Raw genomic sequence first — 19,510 nt, forward strand, 5'->3', positions numbered from 1 at the left:
ACTTTCGTACACGCGCTGTGTGAAATCCAGGGGCGCCTCCGGAAGTCCGGGCAGGAAGGCCGGACTTCCGGAGGCGGCCGGGCGGCCGGGCGGGCGGATCAGGAACCCGGAGCCTTCGCCTTGATCCGCATGAAGGTCACCGAGTTCGGCGGGAACGTGTGCGTGAACTCATCACCGACGCCGCGGAGTGTGGAGCGGCGGGGTTCGATGGGCCGGTCCGTGGCGGTGTTGACCGCGTCCGGGTGGCCTTCGAGCGTGGTCAGCCGGGCCGTGTCGGCTGTGGTTGTGCCGCGGCCGAGCGCGATACGGGTCCGGGCATGCTCGTCCTGCGCGTTGACCACCTTGACGACGAGCTCACCGCGCTTGTCGTCGTACGTGACGACCTGGCGGAACGGCTCGGCGGGTTTGTCGGTGAAGCTGCCCCACTCCTTGCCGTCGAGGTAGAGCGTGACCTGGCGGCCGCGGACCTTGATCCGCAGGTCGTACTCCTTCCCCTCGGTGATCTTCGTGGTGTCCTCGATCACCGTGTCGCGGGTGCCGCCTCGGGCCTGCTCCACCGCGGACTTGGTGTTGTTCCAGCCGCCGAGGTTCCACCAGTAGTAGTTGCCGGTGTCCTTGACGCCGAAGGCGAGCATGAAGCCTTCCTTGCCGGCCTTCTTGGTGGCCTTGGCCCGTACGTCGTAGTCGTGCCACTTCGGGTCGCCGGCGGTGACCATGGTGTCCTCGGCGGCCGTGTCGGACTGGACGTAGGCGCCGTCCTCGATCTTCCACGAGCCGCGCTTGGCGGCCGGGGTCCACTGCGCGTCGGCGCCGGAGAAGTCGTCCTTCAGCAGGGTGTCGCCGTCGGCGGAGGTGACGGAGACGTCGTCGAACGCGGCGCTGGTCGCCCAGGTCGACAGTCCGATACCGCCGCTGATCGGCGCGTTGGCCGACGGGGTTCCGGATGCTGTGCTGGGCACGACGCGGTCACCGACGTTGTTCATGAACAGCTTCTGCGTCTCGTAGTTGGCCGAGCCCCATGAGGTGTGGTTGTTGAACCAGATCATGTCGGGCTTCCACTGCACGTAGTCCTCGTTGGCCAGCAGCGGCGCGTACGAGGCCAGTTTGACGACATCGGCGTTGCGTTCCAGCCCGGTCATGAACGCGGCTTCGGCGAGTGCGTTGCGGAAGCGGTTGTCCCGGGAGGCGTACTCGCCGAGGAAGACCTTGGGGCCCTTTCGGTCGTAGCTGTCGTAGCGCTCGTTGTTCTCCAGGAACCACTCAGGGCTGTTGTAGTAGTGCTCGTCGACCATGTCGACACCGGACTGGCGGTTGAGCTCCCAGTGCCGGTCGAAGGTCTGGCCGGAGTCGTCGGGGCCCGAGTTGCTGATGACCGTGATGTCCGGGTACTTGGCCTCGATGGCCTTACGGAACTCCTTGAAGCGGTCGTGGAACTCGTCGGGCAGGTTCTCCTCGTTGCCGACTCCGAGATGGGTGAGGCCGAACGGCTTCGGGTGGCCCATCTCGGCCCGCTTGGCGCCCCATTCGGAGCTCGTGGGGCCGTTGGCGAACTCGATCAGATCGAGGGTGTCCTGTATGTGGCGCTTCAGCAGTGCCGGGTCGTCGGTGGCCTTGTTCTGCCCGCACCCTGTGACCAGCGCGGGGACGACGGGCAGTGGCATGGCTCCGATGTCCTCGGCGAACTGGAAGTACTCGTAGTAGCCGAGACCGTAGGACTGGTTGTAGCCCCAGAAGTTGGCGTTGGTCGCCCGCTGTTCGACCGGGCCGACGGTGTCCTTCCACTGGTAGGAGCGGCGGCGCTCGAAGTCGGGTGCCTCGTAGCCCCGGTGGCTGCCGGTGTTGACGAGGCAGCCGCCCGGGAAGCGGAGGAAGCCGGGGTCGAGGTCGGCGATCTGCTGTGCGAGGTCCGGGCGCATACCGTTCGGCCGGTTCTTGAACGTCTTGCGGGGGAAGAGCGAGACCTCGTCCAGCCGCAGCGTGCCGGAGCCGTCCGCATCGACGCTCAGCCGGCCGTCGTTGCTGGTCGCGTCGGCGGTGAGGGTGCCGGTGTACTTGGTCCAGCGGTCGCCGCGCGCGGTGAGGCGCAGCGGCTTCGCGAGAGCGTCCGTCGATTTCGCGTCGGTGAGGGAGACGGTCAGCGGGGTGCCGGAGGGGCGGTCGGTGCGCGCCCATACGGAGAAGTCGTAGCGCTCGCCCTTGCGTACGGCCAGGCCGGAGTTGTAGCCGGCGTTGGTGAGGCGGAAGTCCTTCTCGCCGCCGGGGAGGGCGACGCGCAGATGGTTCCGGTTGCGGGCGTTCAGTCGGGCGTCGTCGTTCACCACCTGCGCCGCGCCGGGCTCGGAGGCGGTCCATGCCGTCATGGGCGTGTACTGCTCGTTGTCCGCCTTGTCGTACTCGAAGGAGCGGTTCTGGACGAGTTCCGCGTACAGGCCGCCGTCGGCGGCGCGGTTGATGTCCTCGAAGAAGACGCCGTACATGGACTTGTCGATTCCGGGTCCGCGCTGCCCGGCGTCGACCGTGAGGGTGTAGTCCGTCGCCTTGGCGGCGGGCTCGCCCGAGGCCACGGCCGGGATGATGCCGACGGTGCAGGCGAGCAGGGCGCCGACGGCGAGCTGGAGGCGTGGCTTCAGCCATGGTCTGGCGGGTGCGCGTGATCCGGTGGGGCGGGTCTTCATCTGCTCCTCCTCGACCCAGCTGTTCGAGATATCGAATGCAGTTCGGTATTGCGCAAGGCTGAGGATGAGGGAGCCGCCACAGCGGGGTCAATGAGTGTGCACCGATCCCGAATTGACTGCGTCGCGGGGTGTTGACAGTCCGAGAGCGGGGCCTTTCACTGGTGCCGCTTTATCGAACGGTGAACGAAATATCGAACGCCCATCAGGTCGAGGAGCCCCGCACCGATGACGACCAGCAGACGCACACTCCTGGCAGCGACCACCGGCCTCGCGACGGCAGCCGCCACCACGACGACGGCCAGGGCCGCGTCACCGACAGCGGCCCACCGCGCCGGCAGCACCGACGGCCATCAGCCGCCGGTCCGGGAGCACTTCGGCACGCTCGACAACGGCGAGCGCGTCGACCGGTGGACACTCGCCAACGGCGGCACACGGCTGCGCGTCCTCTCCTACGGCGGCATCGTCCAGTCCTTGGAGATCCCCGACCGGCGGGGGCGAACGGCAAACGTGTCGCTCGGCTTCGACGCGCTGGACGACTACGTGGCGGACAGCCCCTACTTCGGCGCCCTGATCGGCCGCTACGGCAACCGCATAGCGGGCGCGAAGTTCACCCTGGACGGGACGGAGTACCAACTGCCCGCCAACGACGGCAAGCACAGCCTGCACGGCGGCACCAAGGGGTTCGACAAGCGGGTGTGGGACGTCGAGCCGTACCGCGCGGGCCAGAGCGTGGGCCTCACCCTGCGGTACGTCAGCCGCGACGGTGAGATGGGCTACCCCGGCACCCTGCGCACCCGGGTCCGCTACCTCCTCACGCCGCGCGGCGAGCTGCGCATCGACTACACGGCGACGACGGACAAGGCCACCGTCGTCAACCTCACCAACCACACCTACTTCAACCTCGCCGGCGCGGGCAGCGGCAGCATCGAGAGCCATACGCTGCGCATCGCCGCCTCCCGCTACACGCCCGTCGACGCCGGCCTCATCCCGACGGGCGCGCTGGCGCGGGTCGCCGGGACGCCGTTCGACTTCCGGCACGGCAAGCCGATCGGGCAGGACCTGCGCGAGGGCCACCCGCAGATCCTGCGCGGCCAGGGGTACGACCACAACTTCGTCCTCGACAAGGGCATCACCGAGGAGCCGCGCCCGGTGATCACGGTGACCGAGCCGGAGTCCGGCCGCATGATGCGGGTCGCCACGACCGAGCCGGGCGTGCAGTTCTACAGCGGCAACTTCCTCGACGGCACGCTCAAGGGGGCCTCCGGCCGGGTCTACCGCGCGGGGGATGGCTTCTGCTTGGAGACGCAGCACTTTCCCGACTCGCCGAATCAGCCGGACTTTCCGTCGACGGTGCTGCGGCCGGGGCGGACGTATCGGTCCTCGACGATCTATTCGTTCGGCACGGATCGTTGAGGGGGTGCCCTGCGCTGCGAAGCTTGGGCAGTCTGCGCCAGGGGCGCAGGGTGGGCAAGCGCAGCACCCCGATGCCGGGAACGCAGGATCCGCCGGACACCGCCTAGCGGCTCGTGGGGGGCGGCGCGGGCGCGGACGCGAGCCGTTCAGGGCGCTGGCGCCCCGAACGACGCGCGGTAGGCGGTGGGTGACGTACCCAGGGCACGCCGAAAGTGCAGGCGCAGGTTGGAGGGGCTGCCCAGGCCGCACCGTTCGGCCACCTGGTCGACGGGGAGTCCGGTGCTCTCCAGGAGTTCCCTGGCCCGGTCGAGCCGGGCCGCGAGCAGCCACCGCAGCGGCGTGGTTCCGGACTCGGCGACGAAGTGCCGGGCGAAGGTGCGGGGCGCCATGTGCGCATGTGCGGCGAGTCGACGGACCGTCAGCGGCTCGTGCAGATGGGCAAGGGCCCACTCCCGGGTGGGTGCGAGCGTGCTGCCGTTCGCCGCGCCGGCCAGCGGGCGCCTGATGTACTGCGCCTGCCCGCCGTCGCGGTGCGGCGCGGCAACCACGGTGCGCGCGGCCGCGTTGGCGGTCGCGGCGCCAAGGTCGCGACGTACCAGATGGAGGCACAGGTCGATGCCGGCCGCGACGCCGGCCGAGGTCAGCACCTGCCCCTCGTCCACGTACAGCACCCGCGGGTCCACCGACACCCGCGGGTACCGCGCCGCCAGGTCATCGGCGAACAGCCAGTGGGTGGTGGCCGTACACCCGTCCAGAACACCGGCGGCGGCCAGCGCGAACGCACCGGTGCAGACGGACACCAGCCGCCGCCCCCTGGCGCGCGCTTCGGCCAGCGCTTCGAGTACGGCCGCGGGCACCTCGCGCCGATGCGGCGCGTAGCCCGGAACGACCACCGTGTCCGCGCGCTCCAGCGCCTCCAGCCCCGCCGTCACCGTCACGGCGAACCCCGCCGCCGTCCGCACCGAACCCGCCGAGCCCCCGCACAGCACCATCTCGTACGGCGCGTCCGGCACCGCGGTGAAGACCTGGGCCGGAATGCCCATGTCCAGGGGCAGCACGCCGTCCAGCACCAGCACCGCCACCCGGTGCGGCGCAACATCTCCGCACGCGCCGTTGCGACTCGTCGAGGCAGTTTCCTCTCGCACAGCGGCAATCCTGCCACTGTCGCGCCTGGATGTCCCCGCCGAGCATGGAGCCATGACCGACGCGATCATCACCGGCGTTCCGCCGCTCCCCGACACCCCGGTTGCCCGCCGCGCCCTCGCGCTGGTGCGCGAGACGGAGTCCGCAGCAACCGCGAACCACAGCATCCGAAGCGCGCTGTTCGCGCGGCTGTGCGCGGATCACCGGGGCGCGGTCCCGGGCCGGGAGTACGACGAGGAACTGCTGTTCCTGGCCTGCCTCCTGCACGACATCGGCCTGACCGAGACCGGTGACCGCCGCCAGCGGTTCGAGGTGGACGGCGCGGACACGGCCGCGGAGTTCCTCACCGCGCAGGGTCTGCCCGCAGCCGATGTCGACGCCGTATGGGAGGCCATCGCCCTGCACACCTCGCCGGGCATCGCCGACCGCCGCGGCACGCTGTGTGCGCTGGTGCACAGGGGCACCGCCATGGACTTCGGGCTGGGCACGGACTTCGTCGACGACGCGACCGGCGCCGCGATCCACGCCACCTATCCACGGCTGTCCATGGCCACCACCATCACCGACGAGATCGTCGCCCAGGCCCGCCGCCGCCCGGAGAAAGCCCCCCACTACTCCATCGCCGCCGAACTGCTGCGGGAGCGGTCCACGCCGCCCCACACGACCTGGATGGAGACCAGTGCCGAGGCCGCACGCTGGGGCAACTGACGCCGCCCAGCGCCGACCGGCCGTACCCGTGCCTCCCGGAAAGACACTGATGGACACATTCGAAGAGCTGCCGTTCCCTCGCACCGAGGTGGCGCTGAACACGCTCCGCTACGTCCGGGGAATCGAGGACGAAGCGATCTTCAACCACAGCCTGCGCACCTACCTCTACGGGCGCACACTCGGCGAACAGCAGGGCCTGCGCCCCGACGAGGACTACGACGACGAACTGCTGTTCCTGGGCTGCGTGCTGCACGATGCGGGGCTCAGCTCCGAGGGCAACGGGGATCAGCCCTTCGATATCGACGGCGCCGACCTGGCCGCCCGCTTCCTCAGCGAGGAGGGGGTGTCGGCCGAGCGGATCGACGTCGTATGGGATGCCGTCGCCCTTCACCTGCACTATGAGATCTCCCAGCGCAAGCGGCCCGAGATCGCCCTCGTGTCGGCCGGCGCCGGACTGGACCTCGGCGAGGAGGACCCGCCCGTCCTCCCGGCCGGTTACGCCGACCGCATCCATACCGTGCTGCCCCGCCTGCATGCCGCTGCCGTGCTCTACGACACGATCGTCGGCCAGGCCCTCGACAAGCCCCACAAGGCGCCGCCCTTCACCATGCCCGGCGAACTCGTCCGCCAGCAGACCCAGGAGCCCTGGCCCACCTGGAAACAACTGATGACCCAGCCGTCCGGCTGGAACGACTACGCGGGCTACGAACCGAAGCGATGAGCGCCCCGAAGGGGCGCGGGGAACTGCGCGACCAGCCACGACGAAACCCGCAGAGCTCAGTGTGCACAGTCACCCGAACGGCACCGTGAACCCTCCACCCCTCCCGCACCGCACATAGCGTCGGCACAACAGCCGGACCACTGCCCCACGGGAGGAACCGTGCGCCGTGCAGTAGCAGTACGCCCTCGCGGGCTTTCCTCAGCGTCAATGGCGCTGCTCGCCGCGCTGGCGGCCGGCGCGTGCGCGGACAACGGCAGCGCCGACGCAAGCGCACGCGTCGGAAAGCCCGCGAAGGTGGACCCGGCCGACTTCGTCAAGAAGATCGACAATCCGTATCTCCCGCTCGCGCCCGGTACGAAACTCCACTACAAGGGCGTGACCAAGGACGGCCCGCAGGAAGATCTGGTCGAGGTGACGCACCGGACCAAGAAGATCCTCGGCGTCCGGACCGTCGTCGTCCGGGACACCGCCACCGAGCGCGGCAAGGTCGTGGAGGTCACCGACGACTGGTACGCCCAGGACCGCAAGGGCAACGTCTGGTACTTCGGCGAGGACTCCAAGACCATCAAGAACGGCAAGGTCACCAGCACCGAAGGGTCCTGGGAAGCCGGACGGAAGGGCGCCCGGCCCGGGATCGTCATGAAGGCCCACCCGAAGCCGGGCGACAAGTACCGCCAGGAACACGCCAAGGGCGTCGCCGAGGACCGCGCCGAGGTCCTGAGCACGGACGCCAGGGTTTCGGTCCCCTACGGCACCTTCCGCGACGTGCTCAAGACCAAGGACGACTCTCCGCTCGAACCCGAGCTGGTGGAGAACAAGTTCTACGCCAAAGGTGTCGGCTCCGTCCGCGAGGTCGCGGTCAAGGGCGAGAAGGACGAACTCGAACTCGTGAAGGTCGACAAGCCGCGGCCTCACAGCCCCCAACGGTGATTCGCCGTAGCGACCTTCACCGACATGACCTCGGCGCGGGTCGCAGCGCGCAGATCCCGCGGATCAGCCGTCCAGGCGGGCCCGCCGGGTCGTACGAGCAGCACCCGCCCGTCCGCGTGTACGGCGCGCACGATTCCGGCCGTACGCCGGGCGAGATCGGTGACGACCTCACCCGGACGCCACGTCGTACGGCTCAACGCGCGTGCTCACCCAGCGCCTTGGCCAGCTTCTCCGCCGTCGCGAGATTGCAGCCGCCCAGTTCGAGCAGTGGGCTGCGCAGTCCGGTGGTCGCACAGGAGGCGAGGTCCACCCGGAGCGAGGGCAGCACAATTTCCGCTCCCGCGAGTGCGATACGGAGCCGCTCGCATGTCTCCTCCGCATCGCGGAGCTTGGCCAGCGTCGGGTTCTCGTGACGGCTCTCTGCCATGGAACGCGCCTTTCCTGAGGGGGGATTTCACTTTCTGTGCCCCCACAGTGGCGCTCCGGTCATAGCCTTGTGGAGAGCAATCGCTGTGCACCTGAGCTTGTCAAGAGGCGGAGAGTAAAGATGGCCGCAGAGAACGCCCTCGAGGTCGATCCCAAGGTCTCGACCCTGGCCTACTTCGGCACCGAGTTGCGGATCAGGAGAGAAGAGGCCGGGATGAGCCAGGTCAAGCTGGCCCGCCTCACCTTCTGCACCCACTCCTACATTTCCCGGATCGAGTCCGCGAGCCGCGTCCCGAGCGAGGAGTTCGCCCAACGCTGTGACGAAGTGCTCGGCACAGGCGGGATGTTCACCCGCCTGTGGCCCGTAGTGATCGAGCATGCGTACCCGGACTGGTTCCGCCCGTTCGTAGAGCTGGAGAAGGACGCCACGGGGATCTGGAATTTCCAGAACCAAGTGGTGCCCGGTCTGTTGCAGACCGAGGAGTACGCGCGAGCGCTCTTCGCGGCAGGCAGGCTGGCCAACGCGGAAGAGCTCGTGGCAGCTCGAATGACCCGTCAGCACATCCTGGAGCGGGACGATCGCGCACGGCTGTGGGCGGTACTCGACGAGAACGTGCTGCGACGAGTGGTCGGAAGCCCGGCCGTCATGGCACGGCAGTTGTGGGCACTCGTGGAAGCGGCGGCGGACCAGCGCACCATCGTGCAGGTCGTTCCGTACGACGTAGGGGCACACGCGAGCATGGACGGGGCCTTCGTCGGCATGACGATGGACGACGGAACAGACGTGGTCTGCACCGAGGGTCGAGTTCGTGGCTTCGTCATCGCTTCCTCGGACGCAGTCTCCGAATACAGCCACACTTATGATCTCCTGAGGGCTGACGCCCTCCCTCCCCGGGCGTCGCTCGACATGATTGCCGCAAGAGCAAAGGAACTCGCCTCATGATCCGCGCGACCAGCTTGCCCGTCTCGACATGGCGCAAGAGCAGCTACAGCGGCCAAGGCGGCGGCGACTGCCTGGAGGTCGCCGTCGACCACCCCGGCCCCTCCCTCCCCGTCCGCGACTCCAAAAACCCCCACGGCCCCGCACTCCTCATCCCCGCCCCCGCCTGGCAGGCCTTCATCGCGCAGGTCCGCGGGGGCGAACTCGCTGCGAAGTAGCCGTACCGTCGGATAAGTTCGACGGGTGGCAACGTCTCCCCTCCCACCTCGCGCTTCTCCGCCGCGGCCGGGGTTGCGGGGGCGGCTGCGGTTGTGGTGGGGGTCGCGGGATGCGCTGTCGCGGACGCGGCGTTGGGTGGTGTTGCGGGCGGTTCCGCTGCTGATGGGGTGCGGTGCGCTGTTCGTGGTGAATGGGGTGGCGAACGGCTGGGTGGACGCCTACAACGTGCTGTTGGGTATCACCTCGCCCGCCGATGTGCCCGCCCAGTGGTGCTCCTGGCCGCTGTCGCTGACGGGGTGGGCGCTGCTGCCGGCCTTCATCGGGGGGATGGTCGGCTACATCGTCACGGCGCAGATCAATCGGCACCGTACCCGCGATCTGGACGAGATCCTCGCTGAACTGCGTACGCTGACCGGCCCGTTCGACAGCGAGCGGCGCTGACGGTGCGTTCGCTGTACGACGTCCACGACGGTGGCCCGGAGAGGGACCGCAAGACCGTCGAGCAGTTCGCGAGCCAGTGGCACGCCGCCGACTGGAAACGCGCCGAAGAGCACTGGAGCTCTCTCGTCGGGGAGGTCCTCAGGGCCAAGGACATGGAGCTCTTCCCCCCGGCCCAAGCCCTGCGCCGTGCCGAAGCCGTCATCCTCGACCTGCTGGCAGTGGCCTTGCCGCAGTCCCGCAGTCGCTGCCCCGTCTGCGCCCGCTGCCGCTGAGCCGCCGACCGACCTACTCTGGAGCCGTGGTGGAGAACAGGACATCCGACCAGGTCCTCCGCGACCTGCTCTACCTGGCATGCCCGGACGCCCACCCCGTCGATCGCAAGACCGCCACCGACGCCATCGATACAGCGGTGAGCCAGGGCCGACGACTGGATCCGGCAGAGATCCCCGCCCTCGTCAACGGCCTGTTGCCGGGCCCGGTGTACGGCATGCTCGACGCGGACATGACCGACGCCGGTCTGCGCGGCGCCGATCTGGCTCAGGTCAATCTGGTCGGCGCCGACCTGTCCCGCGCGGACCTGCGTGACGCGAATCTGTCCGGCGCCGATCTGACCAGCGCCGACCTGACCCACGCCGATCTGAGCCGCGCCGACCTGGACAGCGCTCGGCTGTGCAGCGCCCTCCTGGTCGGCGCCCGGATGGCCGGGGCCAATCTGAATCGCGCCGACCTGACCGACGCCGGACTGACCGGCGCCGACCTGGACGGCGTCAATCTGAGCAGCGCCGACCTGCACAACGCCCGGCTGCACAACGCCAACCTGGATGGCGCCTACCTGCGCGACGCCGATCTGACCGCCGCCGACATGGGCACCGTCAGCCTGGCCCGCGCCGACGCGGGCGGCGCCAACCTGGTCGGCACCCATCTGGTGGGCGCCTACCTGGTCCGAGCCGAGCTGAGCCGGGCCCGCCTGATGGGCGCCAACCTGACCAATGCCGTCCTGTGCGCCGCCGATCTGACCGGCGCGGATCTGACCCGCGCCCAGCTGTTCGCCACCGACCTGACGGCCGCCGATCTGACGGGCGCGATCGGGATCGCTCCCGCCTCGCTTTCCGGAGTGCGGTGGTCGTCGGACACCAACTGGCCGGACGCGCTTCTCCATATGGAACTGCTCAGCATCTCCGAGGACTTGGGGAACGGCCTCTACCGTGTTCCCGGGCCGGGCGGAGCCCGGGCTGTCAACCCCGACCGAACTCCCTTCGCCTGAACACGACCGGAACGAGCTGTTCCGCGACCTCCGCGGCTGCGTCGAATGATCGTCTGCGATGCTGAGAGCCCCTGGCCGTGCGCTGACGGCCGCATAGTCGGCGAGGACAAGCTCCACCCGTGTATGACATATCGTTCACCGCTGTGGCGATGCTGTGCGTCGCCTCCGCACTGGCCGGCTGGATCGACGCGGTTGTCGGCGGCGGTGGCCTGCTGCAACTCCCGGCTCTGCTGATCGGACTCCCCCATCTGCCTCCGGCGTACGCGCTGGGCACCAACAAGGCGGTGAGCGTCGTCGGGACGTCGGCGGCGGCGGTGACGTACGTACGCAAGGCGCCGGTGGATGTGCGGCTGGCGTCCCGGCTGGGCGTGGTGGCGGCGCTCTCCTCGGTGGGCGGGGCGTTCCTCGCCGCCGGGGTGAACAGCGCCGTACTGCGGCCGCTCATCATGGTGCTGCTGCTCGGTGTCGCCGCCTTCGTCGTGCTCCGTCCGCAGTTCGGGCAGACGCCCGGCGGGGCGACGACCCGGGCGCGGGTACTGGCGGTTTTCGGGGTGGCGGGAGTCGGTATCGGCTTCTACGACGGACTGCTCGGCCCGGGCACCGGAACCTTTCTGGTAATAGCCCTGGTGGCCCTCCTCAACATGGACATGGTCACCGCATCGGCCACCACGAAGGTCGTCAACGTCTGCACCAACATCGGCGCGCTGGCCATGTTCACGTGGCAGGGCACTGTGCTGTGGAAGCTGGCGGCCCTGATGGCCCTCTTCAACATGACGGGCGGCCTCGTCGGCGCCCATATGGCACTCAAGCGCGGCAGCGGCTTCGTACGCGTCGTACTGCTCGTCACCGTCGTCGGCCTCGTCGGCAAGCTCGCCTACGACCAGTGGTGGAGCTGAGCCGCACCCGCTCAGCGCAGCAGGGAGCCCGTGAGGGGCCGCCCGCCGCGTCGCCGGGGCAGGGGCATGTACGCCGTACCGACCGTCCAGTATGCGAGGAGGGGGTGCTGGCGGGCATCGGCCGCCGGCGCGCCCGTGGCGCCGGTCCGGCGTGCGCGGCTGCTTGTCGGGGTCCCCGGCGGCTGTTTGACTGCTTGGTTGACTGCGCCACGTCGGTCCGGCTCCCACCGGGAGGCCCCATGGAGATCACGCGTAGACATGTGCTGTCCCTCCTGTCCGCTGCCGGGCTGGCAGCGGTGATCCCCACCCCCGAGGCATTCGCCGCGCCGGGCACGGCCCGCGAGCGCAGTGCGGGCGGCGGTGTCGAGCGACTGCTCCGCAACACCCGTGCCGTCCTCGCCGGGACACCTGAATCCAACTCGCGGCCCGAGACCGCGGCCAAGCTGGCGGCGGTCGCCGAGGCGGCCCGCAGCCATCTGGCGGACATGGCCGCCGCGGGGGAGAACGAACTGTTCCGCGGGCTGCCGCTGGGCACCAGCGACAGCAACCTCAACGCGTCGTTCCGGCGACTGTACGAGATCGCCCTGGCCGCCTGTACCCCGGGCCTCCCGTCGGACGGCCCGCCGAACGACGCCGCCACCCGGCGCCGGGTCGTCGACGGGCTCGTCACGCTTCACGAGCGCTACTACGGCGACCAGTCACAGGGCTACTACGGCAACTGGTTCAACTGGGAGATCGGCATCTCCACCAGCGTCACGGCCACCCTGGTGCTGCTCGCCGAGGAGGTCGCCGACCAGCGGCCCGAGCTGATCCGCCGTTACACCGCGTCCATGGACGCGTATCTGCGCAACGGCAAGGACGGCGACGTCGACCTGGACTCGCGGTTCCACACCGGCGCGAATCTGGCCGACATCACCACCAACCGGATCCTGCAAGGCGCCCTGCTGGGCGACGAGTCACGGATCCGCAAGGCGCTGGAGGACCAGCTCACCGTCTACGCGACGATCGACCCGTACCACCTGAACCACGGCGTCACCGACGGGCACTACGCGGACGGGTCGTTCGTCCAGCACTCGTCCGTCGCGTACACGGGGTCGTACGGAAAGGCACTGCTGGCCCGTGCGGTGCAGATGATCGGGTTCCTCGACGGGACCGGGTACGCCAACACCGAGGTGCTGGTGCCGGTGGTGCACCGATGGGTGACGGACGGTTTCGCGCCCGTCGTCTTCGAGGGCTGGATGATGGAGATCGTCAAGGGCCGAGCCGTCTCCCGTACTGCCGGCGGATACGCCGACAGCGCGGCGGTCGCCGAGGCCGTCACCGATCTGTCGGCGTACGCGGAAGGGGAGCGGGCCGCGGCGCTGAAGCGCTACGTCAAACACCTGGCCGCGGCCTCGGCCACCCCGCCCGACCCGGCGCGCTTCGCCTCCCCGCTCACGGTGGTCCGCCATGCCGCGATCATGGCGGACGGTGCGGTATCGGCCGCCGACCTCAATCCGGCCGCCCGCTGCACCGCGTTCAACGCCATGGACAGGACGGTGCACCGGCGCCGCGGCCACGCCTTCGCGCTGGCCCGCAGCTCGGAGCGGATCAGCAAGTACGAGTACATGAACGGGGAGAACCTGATGCCCTGGTTCCAGGGCGACGGCGCCTACTACCTCTACCTCGCCGGGGAGGACCAGCGGAACGCGTTCGGTGTGGACTACTACACCACCGTCCCGCCCCATGGGCTCGCCGGTGTCACGGCCCCCGACGAGCGGCGGAAGACCGTGCCCGAGCTGTACGGGAAGCCGTACTACGACAACCCGGACCACCCGCTGCACTTCACGTCCTCGTCCGAGTCGCAGAACACGTATGTGTACTTCCCGCGCGGCACCAACCGCCACTCCGGCGGCGCCGTACTGGGCACGTACGGCGCCGCCGGAATGGTGCAGTCCGACGATGTCGCCTACGCCGAACGCGACCGGCTGCCGGACGACTTCACGGTCTACCGGAACGCGACGGCCACCAAGTCCTGGTTCCTGCTGGACGACGAGATCGTGGTGCTGGCGGCAGGCGTCGGTGACCGGGGCGGCCGCGCGGTGACCACCACCGTGGACGCACGGATCGCCGACCCGGACGCCACCGTGCGGATCAGCGGGGAGCGGACCGCGGGCGGCCGGTGGGCGGGCGGCGGCACCGAACGGCTGCGCTGGCTGCGGTACGCCGACGAGACGCGGGGCACGGCCGTCGGCTATCTCTTCCTCGGCTCCCCCGGCGGCTCCCCCGGCGCGGACCGCCACCCGGTCACCGTGGAGCTGGAGACCGTCACCCGCAGCCGCCGTATCGTCCGGACCGCGAACCCGGACACCGCCGTCACCCGGCAGGTGTTCCGCGCCGCCTTCCGGCAGGAGGCGAGCGCCGCGCCGCGGTCCTTCGCCTACGCGCTGGTGCCGCACGCCGGTGAGCGGGAGCTGCGGGCCTACGGTGCGGACAGCAGCCCTCTCGCCGTCCTCGCCAACACCACCCGCCTCCAGGCGGTGCGGCACACCGGTCTCGACCTGCTGGCCGTCAACTCCTTCGCCCGCGGCCGGCACACGGTCGGAGGGCTCCGCCTGGACGGCCCCGCCTCGGTCCTCCTCCGCCGGGAGAGAGGAGGGGGCCGGGTGACGGTTGCGGCCTCCGACCCCACCATGCGGCGGGAGCGGCTCACGTTGCTGCTGCGCGGCCGTCGGCTGCGGCCTGTCTCGTCCGACCCGGGGGTGCGGGTCGGCCATGCGCCCGGTGGCACGGTGCTGAGTTTCCGCACCCGGCATGCGTACGGGCGGTCCCTCACCGTCACGCTCCGTTGAGATCGCGTACCCGGCAATGGGGGCTGCGCTTGCCCACCTGCGGAATCGGGCAAGGGGCAGCCCCTCGCCAGGAGTGGGTACCCGGCAATGTGGGGGTGCGGTCCGAGCGAGAGGAGCGACACGATGAGTGACCAGACCCCGATGCCCTCCCAGGCCGAGGGCGAGCGCGACAACGGCTTCGCGGAGGCCCGTTCCCTGTCGCCCGCCGAGCGCCGCAAGGCTGAGCACCCGGACTGCCCGCGCACCACGCCGTCCCAGGCCGAGGGGGAACGGGAGGAGGACTCCGGCTGAGCCGGTACGGATCTCGGCGATGCCGCGTCCCGCACGGCGTGCCGGGTGACGCCGCGTCCCCCGCCTCTGTCGGCTTGCGGTCCAGCTTCGCCGTCCCCCTCTCTCCGCCGCGACGGCGAGAAACCACAGGAACGGAGACCGGCGGTGCCGTTGCTGCGGTAACCCGCCGTGAGTCGACGCTGATTGCCCGACTGCGGGTGCGTCGTGGTTGGTGGGGGCACCTCCCGGCCGGAGTCCCCCAGCCTCCGGCCGGGAGGTGCCCCCAGGGGAGCAGTTCCCCGCGCCCCTTACGGGGCGCGGGTTTCGGCCTGTTTCAGAGCGCGTTTGGCTTGGCGGAGGTTGTCGCGGGCTGTGCGGTGTTCGGCTTCGGCGTGCCGTAGTTGCTCGCGGAGCTCTGTGACCTTCTCTTCGGTCTGCCGGTAGTGGTCCTCGGCGCGGTCGGCCTCGGCCTGGGCGGCGCGCAGTTCGCGCTCGGCTTGCGCGGCGCGCGCTTTTTCCTTGCGGCGCTGCTCTTCTTGCTGGGTGTCGGTGCGGCGGCGGGCCCGTGCCGAGGGCTTCGCGGCGGCTTCCGCGAGCTCGCCGGTGAAGCCGACCGGCGCGGCCAGGGGTTTGACCAGCCGGCCTGCGGCCCATTCGCGGCCGGCCTCGGGGTCGGCCAGCGCGGCATGCAGGGTCTCGGTCACTTCGCGCTGGGCGTCGTCGCTGATCCGTCGGCCCGCTCGGGCCGTCAGCTCGCGGGCCTGCCGGGCGAGGGCCGCGGTGATCTGCCGCTGCCTGGCGGACAGCTCACGGAGCTGTTGGCCGTCCAGATCGTGGTGGGCCTGCCGCAGCGCCTCGCCCAGCTCCAGCAGCAGCCGTGCCTCCTCGGGCTCCTCGCGGACGAGGAGATTGCTGGCCCAGGCCGCCGCCGTCGGGCGGCGCAGCCTGCGGATCCGCTCGGCCAGCTCCCGCTCCCCCGCCGCCCTGGCCTCCTGCGCCCGCGCGTCGCGGCTGGCGGTGAAGTCACCGGGCGGCAGTCCGTACAGCTCGTCGGCGACAGCGTCCAGATCCAACCGTTCTCCCGCGCAACTCGTCCGGCACCTGCCCCAGGGCCGTACCCGCGGCCCCGCCCGGCACAGCCGGACCCGGCGCAGAAGCACCCGGCGGCGCCACCGGTTGACCCGGATGCCCGGCGTGAAGCCGAGTGGGGCGGGACGAGGCTTGACGGCGCGCGTACACGCGTACGCGACCCGGAGGAAATCCGCGGAGTTCTCGCGCCGCCGCGACAAAGAGAAATCGGCGGCAAGGCGCCGATTATCCGGTGTTCGACTCTTCACATCCTCCGGGCGTGTCTGAGAAATATGGTTCTGAATCGGTCACGTGGTGCAGTGCGCCCCCTGCCCAGGTCATGCGCCCCCGACGCTCCCGTTCCGTCCCCTCGGGGGGTTAGCGGCCGACCCTCTTGCTTTCGCCTCCGCCGCGTTACTGAATGGGATTCCGCTGAAGTCCGCCAAGCCGGGCGGACGTTCGGCGTTGTTCCCGCAGTGCCATGCGAATAGGAACGCAGAACAAGAAATCGGAACCCGAGAAAGGCGGAACTCATTGGAGAGTAAGAACCCGGTCGAGGCTGAGCTCGCAGCCTCCTGAGCACCGGACGCCCCTGGCCGTACGCACCGGGCGGTCAGGGGCACCGGGCACTGCCGCGCACAGCTGTGCGCGTCGAGGGGGATGGACGCCGGCCCTGGAACACTCTTCGCGGTGCGTGACGCGGGCCACGGGAACTCCCGCCGTCCGGCGGAGAGGGAACGGGTGTGAGGGACACAGACAACGAAGTGCGCCGCCGCGTACCGCCCTGAGCGGTGGGGACGGGCGGCCCGCCAAGGACCCGCAGCACGGCGCGGCCTCCGACATGCGGCCCGCGGCGGCCCTGCTCCAGCGGATCTCCGACGCCGAGGGGAAGCGCCGGCCGCCCTCCGTACGGGACGACCAGTTCGTGTACACCCGGGAAAAGGTCAGGGAAACGGATCTGACCAGCGGAAAGGCCGAGGTCGGACCATTGAGGCTGCGCGAGACCTGGCTCGCGCAGCAGCAGAAGCCGCTGCACAAGCTCGGCCTCATGCGGGTCGACGGGGAAACCCTGCCCATCAACGCGGAGTTGGGCGACACCGAGGGCACACCGGCGGGCATCAACCGGCCCACCTACCGCTGGCTCAGCTCGCTGCCCACCGACCCGGACAAGCTGCTGGACAAGCTGTACGCCAAAACCCCGCAGCCCAAGGGCGCACAGCCGAGCCGACGGGACCGCGACCAGGCGGTGTTCGAGCAGATCGGCTCCCTGCTCGGCGGCATGCTTCCGCCCAGGACCGGCGCCGCCCTCTACCGGGCCGCGGCCCGGATCCCCGGGGTCACTCCGGCGCCGGAGGCCCATGACGCCCTCGGCCGTACGGGGCTCGGCATCGCCCGGGACGACAAGCGGCACGGCATCAGGACCGAATGGGTCTTCGACGAGAAGGACTTCTCCTTCCTCGGCTCCCGTAGCTATCTCACCAAGAACACCAGCTACGCCAAGGCGGGGGGACACTGCTGTCGAGTTCGGCGGAGCTGGAACACGCCGTCGTCGACAAGGCCGGCCGTCGGCCCAGCAGCACGGACGAGCCGCCGGCCACCCGCAACAGCTGACCGCCGCCCGGCGGCCGGGCTCCGGGAGGCGGGAGTGAGCAGCGTCACAGTGTCAGGTGGGTTCTACCGTGAACTTCTCGCTCGGTGAGCGCATCTAACCTCCCGTAAAGGGCGCAAGCGCCCGATTGAGAGGGGAATGAGCGACATGACGCAGTACCAGTACCGCAAGACCAGCACAGCACGGGGGCGCATATCCAAGCGCGTCGGCGCGGCGAGCCTGGCCGTCGCGGCAACCGCGGGGCTCGGCCTCGCCGGGGCCGGGGCCGCACAGGCACTTGGCAGCGAGGCGACCGCCACGGTGCCCACCTGCCGTACCTCGGGACTGACCGCGTCGTTCGGGGAGAAGCTCGGGGGCGGGATGAACCACGAGGGCGTCGTCCTCAAGCTGAAGAACACCAGCGGCCACACCTGTAATCTGCGCGGCTACCCGGGCCTCGGCCTGGAGGACTCCGGCCACCGGACCCTGGGCTCGACCGTGCACTGGGGCGACACCTGGTACGCGAAGGACCCGGGCAAGAAGACGCTGACGCTCAAGAACAACAAGAGCGCCGAGGCCGTCATCTCCTGGACCCACGCCAACGCCGGCACCCCCGACGCCCGGCACACCGGCTACCTCCAGGTCACGCCGCCCGCCAACACCACCCACAAGACCCTCAAGCTCCCCACCTGGGTGGACCACGGCCGCCTGCACGTCACCGCCCTCGCCCCGAAGGTCCCCGTCGGCTGACCCGGACCAGGTCAGCGACGAGCTCCGTACGCGCGAACCCGGTGCCCCTGTCGGCATACAGCTGACAGGGGCACCGGCGTCCGATCGGCCGGGGAATCCGGTCGGCGTTGCCGGCCGACGTATCGGGTCGGGGTATCCGGTCGGCGGGTCCGGCGGGCGGATCCGGCCGACGCGCCCGCTCGGCGAACGGCGTGCGAATCATGCGCGGCGATCGGTGGTGGCGGATCCGGCTCGAAGCAGCCCTGAACGTAGCTGAACAAGCCGGCGACGCCCCAGCGCCCCTCGCGCACGAGGGCGCTTAGCAGCTCAGTCCGCGGCTTCGCCGCGCTCTGCCGGACGCGAGTCCGAGGACGGCGACGGCGACGGCGACGGCGACGGCGACGGGCACGGTGCGTGGGTGCGCCCGTCCCGTGGGGCGAAGGCTTCCAGGGCGTCCGCGTCGGTCGCGCGGGCGTGCAGGAAGTAGTCGGCCCAGTCAGCGATTTCGGGGTAGGCCGAGTGCTGGACGACCCTGCTGACGGCAGCCTCGACGTCGAACTCCGTGGTACGCAGCTCGGCGCCGGGGCCCACTACGGCCCAGTGGGCTCCGCTTCTTCCGTAGGGCATCCCGACGCTGCCGGGGTTGATGACGAGTCGGCCGTGGGCGAGGCGGACGAACGGCATATGGGTGTGGCCGCAGACCACGGTGCGGATGTCCGTGCCGAGTCCGTCGAAGACGTCCTTCCAGCGGTCGAGACGGGAGTCGACCAGGACCACCTCCTCGTCGTCACGCGGGGTGGCATGGCAGAACAGCACCTTTCCCAGGCCACGCACGGAGAGTGTGAGTGAGCGCGGCAACGATCCGAGATGGTCGAGCTGGTCCTCGCGGAGCTGTTCGGCTGCCCAGGGGGCGATCGGATCAGGGATCGTGTCGCGCAAACCCCTGCGGTATTCCACGAGTTCGCGGTCGGCATTGCCGCTGATCCAGCTGACGCGGTCGCCGAGTCCGGTCAGCAGGTCGAGGACCTGCACCGGTTGCGGACCGGCGGCGATGTCGCCGGTGAGCACGATGCGATCGGCGGCGATGACGTCTCGTTCGGCGAGCACCGCCTCCAGGGCCGGCAGGACTCCGTGAATGTCGGACAGGACCGCGACTCGGTTCAGCATGGCCGCCACTGTGGGGGCGCGGACAGCCGAGCGTGAGCGCTTTCGCCCGGGGCGTAGCCCGACGGACCACTCGCGGCGCCC

Annotated in this window: 20 protein-coding genes; 14 read left to right on the plus strand and 6 right to left on the minus strand. The window is 70.1% G+C overall.

All coding sequences use genetic code 11. The features are described from left to right. Positions 1-98 precede the first annotated feature (98 nt). Entirely contained in the window at positions 99-2,675 is a 2,577-nt protein-coding gene (locus ACQEU8_RS06910) for an alpha-L-arabinofuranosidase C-terminal domain-containing protein (protein WP_433097906.1), read from the minus strand. A 225-nt stretch (positions 2,676-2,900) separates the two neighbouring features. Between ACQEU8_RS06910 and ACQEU8_RS06915 the strand changes: the two genes are divergently transcribed. Then, positions 2,901-4,088, plus strand: coding sequence for an aldose epimerase family protein (locus tag ACQEU8_RS06915; protein ID WP_433097908.1), 1,188 nt, complete (start codon positions 2,901-2,903; stop codon positions 4,086-4,088). 146 nt (positions 4,089-4,234) lie between these two features. On the opposite strand, the gene ACQEU8_RS06920 is transcribed toward ACQEU8_RS06915, so the two are convergent. Then, positions 4,235-5,131: a helix-turn-helix domain-containing protein gene (locus ACQEU8_RS06920; protein ID WP_433102199.1), complete on the minus strand. Its 897-nt coding sequence runs from the start codon at positions 5,129-5,131 to the stop codon at positions 4,235-4,237. 154 nt (positions 5,132-5,285) lie between these two features. Here ACQEU8_RS06920 and ACQEU8_RS06925 point away from each other — a divergent pair, with 154 nt between their 5' ends. The 3 genes from ACQEU8_RS06925 to ACQEU8_RS06935 all read left to right on the plus strand — a co-directional run bounded on the left by ACQEU8_RS06925 (position 5,286) and on the right by ACQEU8_RS06935 (position 7,590). Then, positions 5,286-5,939, plus strand: a complete 654-nt coding sequence (locus ACQEU8_RS06925) for an HD domain-containing protein (protein ID WP_433097910.1) — start codon at positions 5,286-5,288, stop codon at positions 5,937-5,939. A gap of 49 nt (positions 5,940-5,988) precedes the next feature. After that, positions 5,989-6,660, plus strand: coding sequence for an HD domain-containing protein (locus ACQEU8_RS06930; RefSeq protein ID WP_433097912.1), 672 nt, complete (start codon positions 5,989-5,991; stop codon positions 6,658-6,660). Positions 6,661-6,867: 207 nt separating this feature from the next. Continuing rightward, positions 6,868-7,590, plus strand: a complete 723-nt coding sequence (locus ACQEU8_RS06935) for a hypothetical protein (RefSeq protein WP_433097914.1) — start codon at positions 6,868-6,870, stop codon at positions 7,588-7,590. Here the strand turns inward: ACQEU8_RS06935 and ACQEU8_RS06940 are convergent. Together ACQEU8_RS06940 and ACQEU8_RS06945 are read right to left on the minus strand one after the other, a co-directional pair. Then, the gene (locus tag ACQEU8_RS06940) at positions 7,572-7,787 is read right to left on the minus strand and encodes a hypothetical protein (RefSeq protein WP_433097916.1); all 216 of its coding nucleotides are present in this window, start codon (positions 7,785-7,787) and stop codon (positions 7,572-7,574) included. The two genes, ACQEU8_RS06935 and ACQEU8_RS06940, sit on opposite strands and share 19 nt — an antisense overlap. Next, positions 7,784-8,017: a hypothetical protein gene (locus tag ACQEU8_RS06945; RefSeq protein ID WP_433097918.1), complete on the minus strand. Its 234-nt coding sequence runs from the start codon at positions 8,015-8,017 to the stop codon at positions 7,784-7,786. The genes ACQEU8_RS06940 and ACQEU8_RS06945 overlap by 4 nt, the downstream gene beginning before the upstream one ends. A gap of 120 nt (positions 8,018-8,137) precedes the next feature. Between ACQEU8_RS06945 and ACQEU8_RS06950 the strand changes: the two genes are divergently transcribed. The 8 genes from ACQEU8_RS06950 to ACQEU8_RS06985 all read left to right on the plus strand — a co-directional run bounded on the left by ACQEU8_RS06950 (position 8,138) and on the right by ACQEU8_RS06985 (position 14,898). Continuing rightward, on the plus strand, positions 8,138-8,959 hold the full coding sequence (locus tag ACQEU8_RS06950; protein ID WP_433097920.1) for a helix-turn-helix domain-containing protein: 822 nt from the start codon (positions 8,138-8,140) through the stop codon (positions 8,957-8,959). Further along, on the plus strand, positions 8,956-9,174 hold the full coding sequence (locus ACQEU8_RS06955) for a DUF397 domain-containing protein (protein ID WP_433097922.1): 219 nt from the start codon (positions 8,956-8,958) through the stop codon (positions 9,172-9,174). Before ACQEU8_RS06950 ends, ACQEU8_RS06955 begins: the two co-directional genes overlap by 4 nt. A gap of 136 nt (positions 9,175-9,310) precedes the next feature. After that, a complete protein-coding gene (locus ACQEU8_RS06960) occupies positions 9,311-9,616 on the plus strand; it encodes a DUF6313 family protein (RefSeq protein ID WP_433097924.1) in 306 nt (101 codons plus the stop codon). Between the two features lie 2 nt (positions 9,617-9,618). Continuing rightward, on the plus strand, positions 9,619-9,888 hold the full coding sequence (locus tag ACQEU8_RS06965) for a DUF6313 family protein (protein ID WP_433097926.1): 270 nt from the start codon (positions 9,619-9,621) through the stop codon (positions 9,886-9,888). A 26-nt stretch (positions 9,889-9,914) separates the two neighbouring features. Continuing rightward, complete coding sequence (locus tag ACQEU8_RS06970; RefSeq protein WP_433097928.1) at positions 9,915-10,880, plus strand: pentapeptide repeat-containing protein; 966 nt, start codon at positions 9,915-9,917, stop codon at positions 10,878-10,880. A gap of 149 nt (positions 10,881-11,029) precedes the next feature. After that, positions 11,030-11,776 (plus strand): sulfite exporter TauE/SafE family protein, encoded by a 747-nt coding sequence (locus ACQEU8_RS06975; RefSeq protein WP_433102201.1) that lies wholly within the window; start codon positions 11,030-11,032, stop codon positions 11,774-11,776. 239 nt (positions 11,777-12,015) lie between these two features. Then, the gene (locus ACQEU8_RS06980) at positions 12,016-14,607 is read left to right on the plus strand and encodes a polysaccharide lyase family 8 super-sandwich domain-containing protein (protein WP_433097930.1); all 2,592 of its coding nucleotides are present in this window, start codon (positions 12,016-12,018) and stop codon (positions 14,605-14,607) included. Between the two features lie 123 nt (positions 14,608-14,730). After that, entirely contained in the window at positions 14,731-14,898 is a 168-nt protein-coding gene (locus tag ACQEU8_RS06985) for a hypothetical protein (RefSeq protein ID WP_433097932.1), read from the plus strand. Between the two features lie 287 nt (positions 14,899-15,185). On the opposite strand, the gene ACQEU8_RS06990 is transcribed toward ACQEU8_RS06985, so the two are convergent. Further along, positions 15,186-15,950, minus strand: a complete 765-nt coding sequence (locus ACQEU8_RS06990; RefSeq protein ID WP_433097934.1) for a hypothetical protein — start codon at positions 15,948-15,950, stop codon at positions 15,186-15,188. A 476-nt stretch (positions 15,951-16,426) separates the two neighbouring features. On the opposite strand from ACQEU8_RS06990, the gene ACQEU8_RS06995 reads away from it, so the two are divergent. Together ACQEU8_RS06995 and ACQEU8_RS07000 are read left to right on the plus strand one after the other, a co-directional pair. Continuing rightward, positions 16,427-17,644, plus strand: a complete 1,218-nt coding sequence (locus tag ACQEU8_RS06995; protein WP_433097936.1) for a CU044_5270 family protein — start codon at positions 16,427-16,429, stop codon at positions 17,642-17,644. Positions 17,645-17,692: 48 nt separating this feature from the next. Beyond that, positions 17,693-18,283, plus strand: a complete 591-nt coding sequence (locus ACQEU8_RS07000; RefSeq protein WP_433097938.1) for a DUF4232 domain-containing protein — start codon at positions 17,693-17,695, stop codon at positions 18,281-18,283. Positions 18,284-18,589: 306 nt separating this feature from the next. On the opposite strand, the gene ACQEU8_RS07005 is transcribed toward ACQEU8_RS07000, so the two are convergent. After that, positions 18,590-19,429 carry a metallophosphoesterase family protein gene (locus ACQEU8_RS07005; protein ID WP_433097940.1) on the minus strand — a complete coding sequence of 280 codons (840 nt, stop codon included), beginning with the start codon at positions 19,427-19,429 and terminating at the stop codon, positions 18,590-18,592. Between the last annotated feature and the right edge of the window lie 81 nt (positions 19,430-19,510).

Source organism: Streptomyces sp. CA-250714 (assembly GCF_050936705.1).
Classification (GTDB): Bacteria; Actinomycetota; Actinomycetes; order Streptomycetales; family Streptomycetaceae; genus Streptomyces.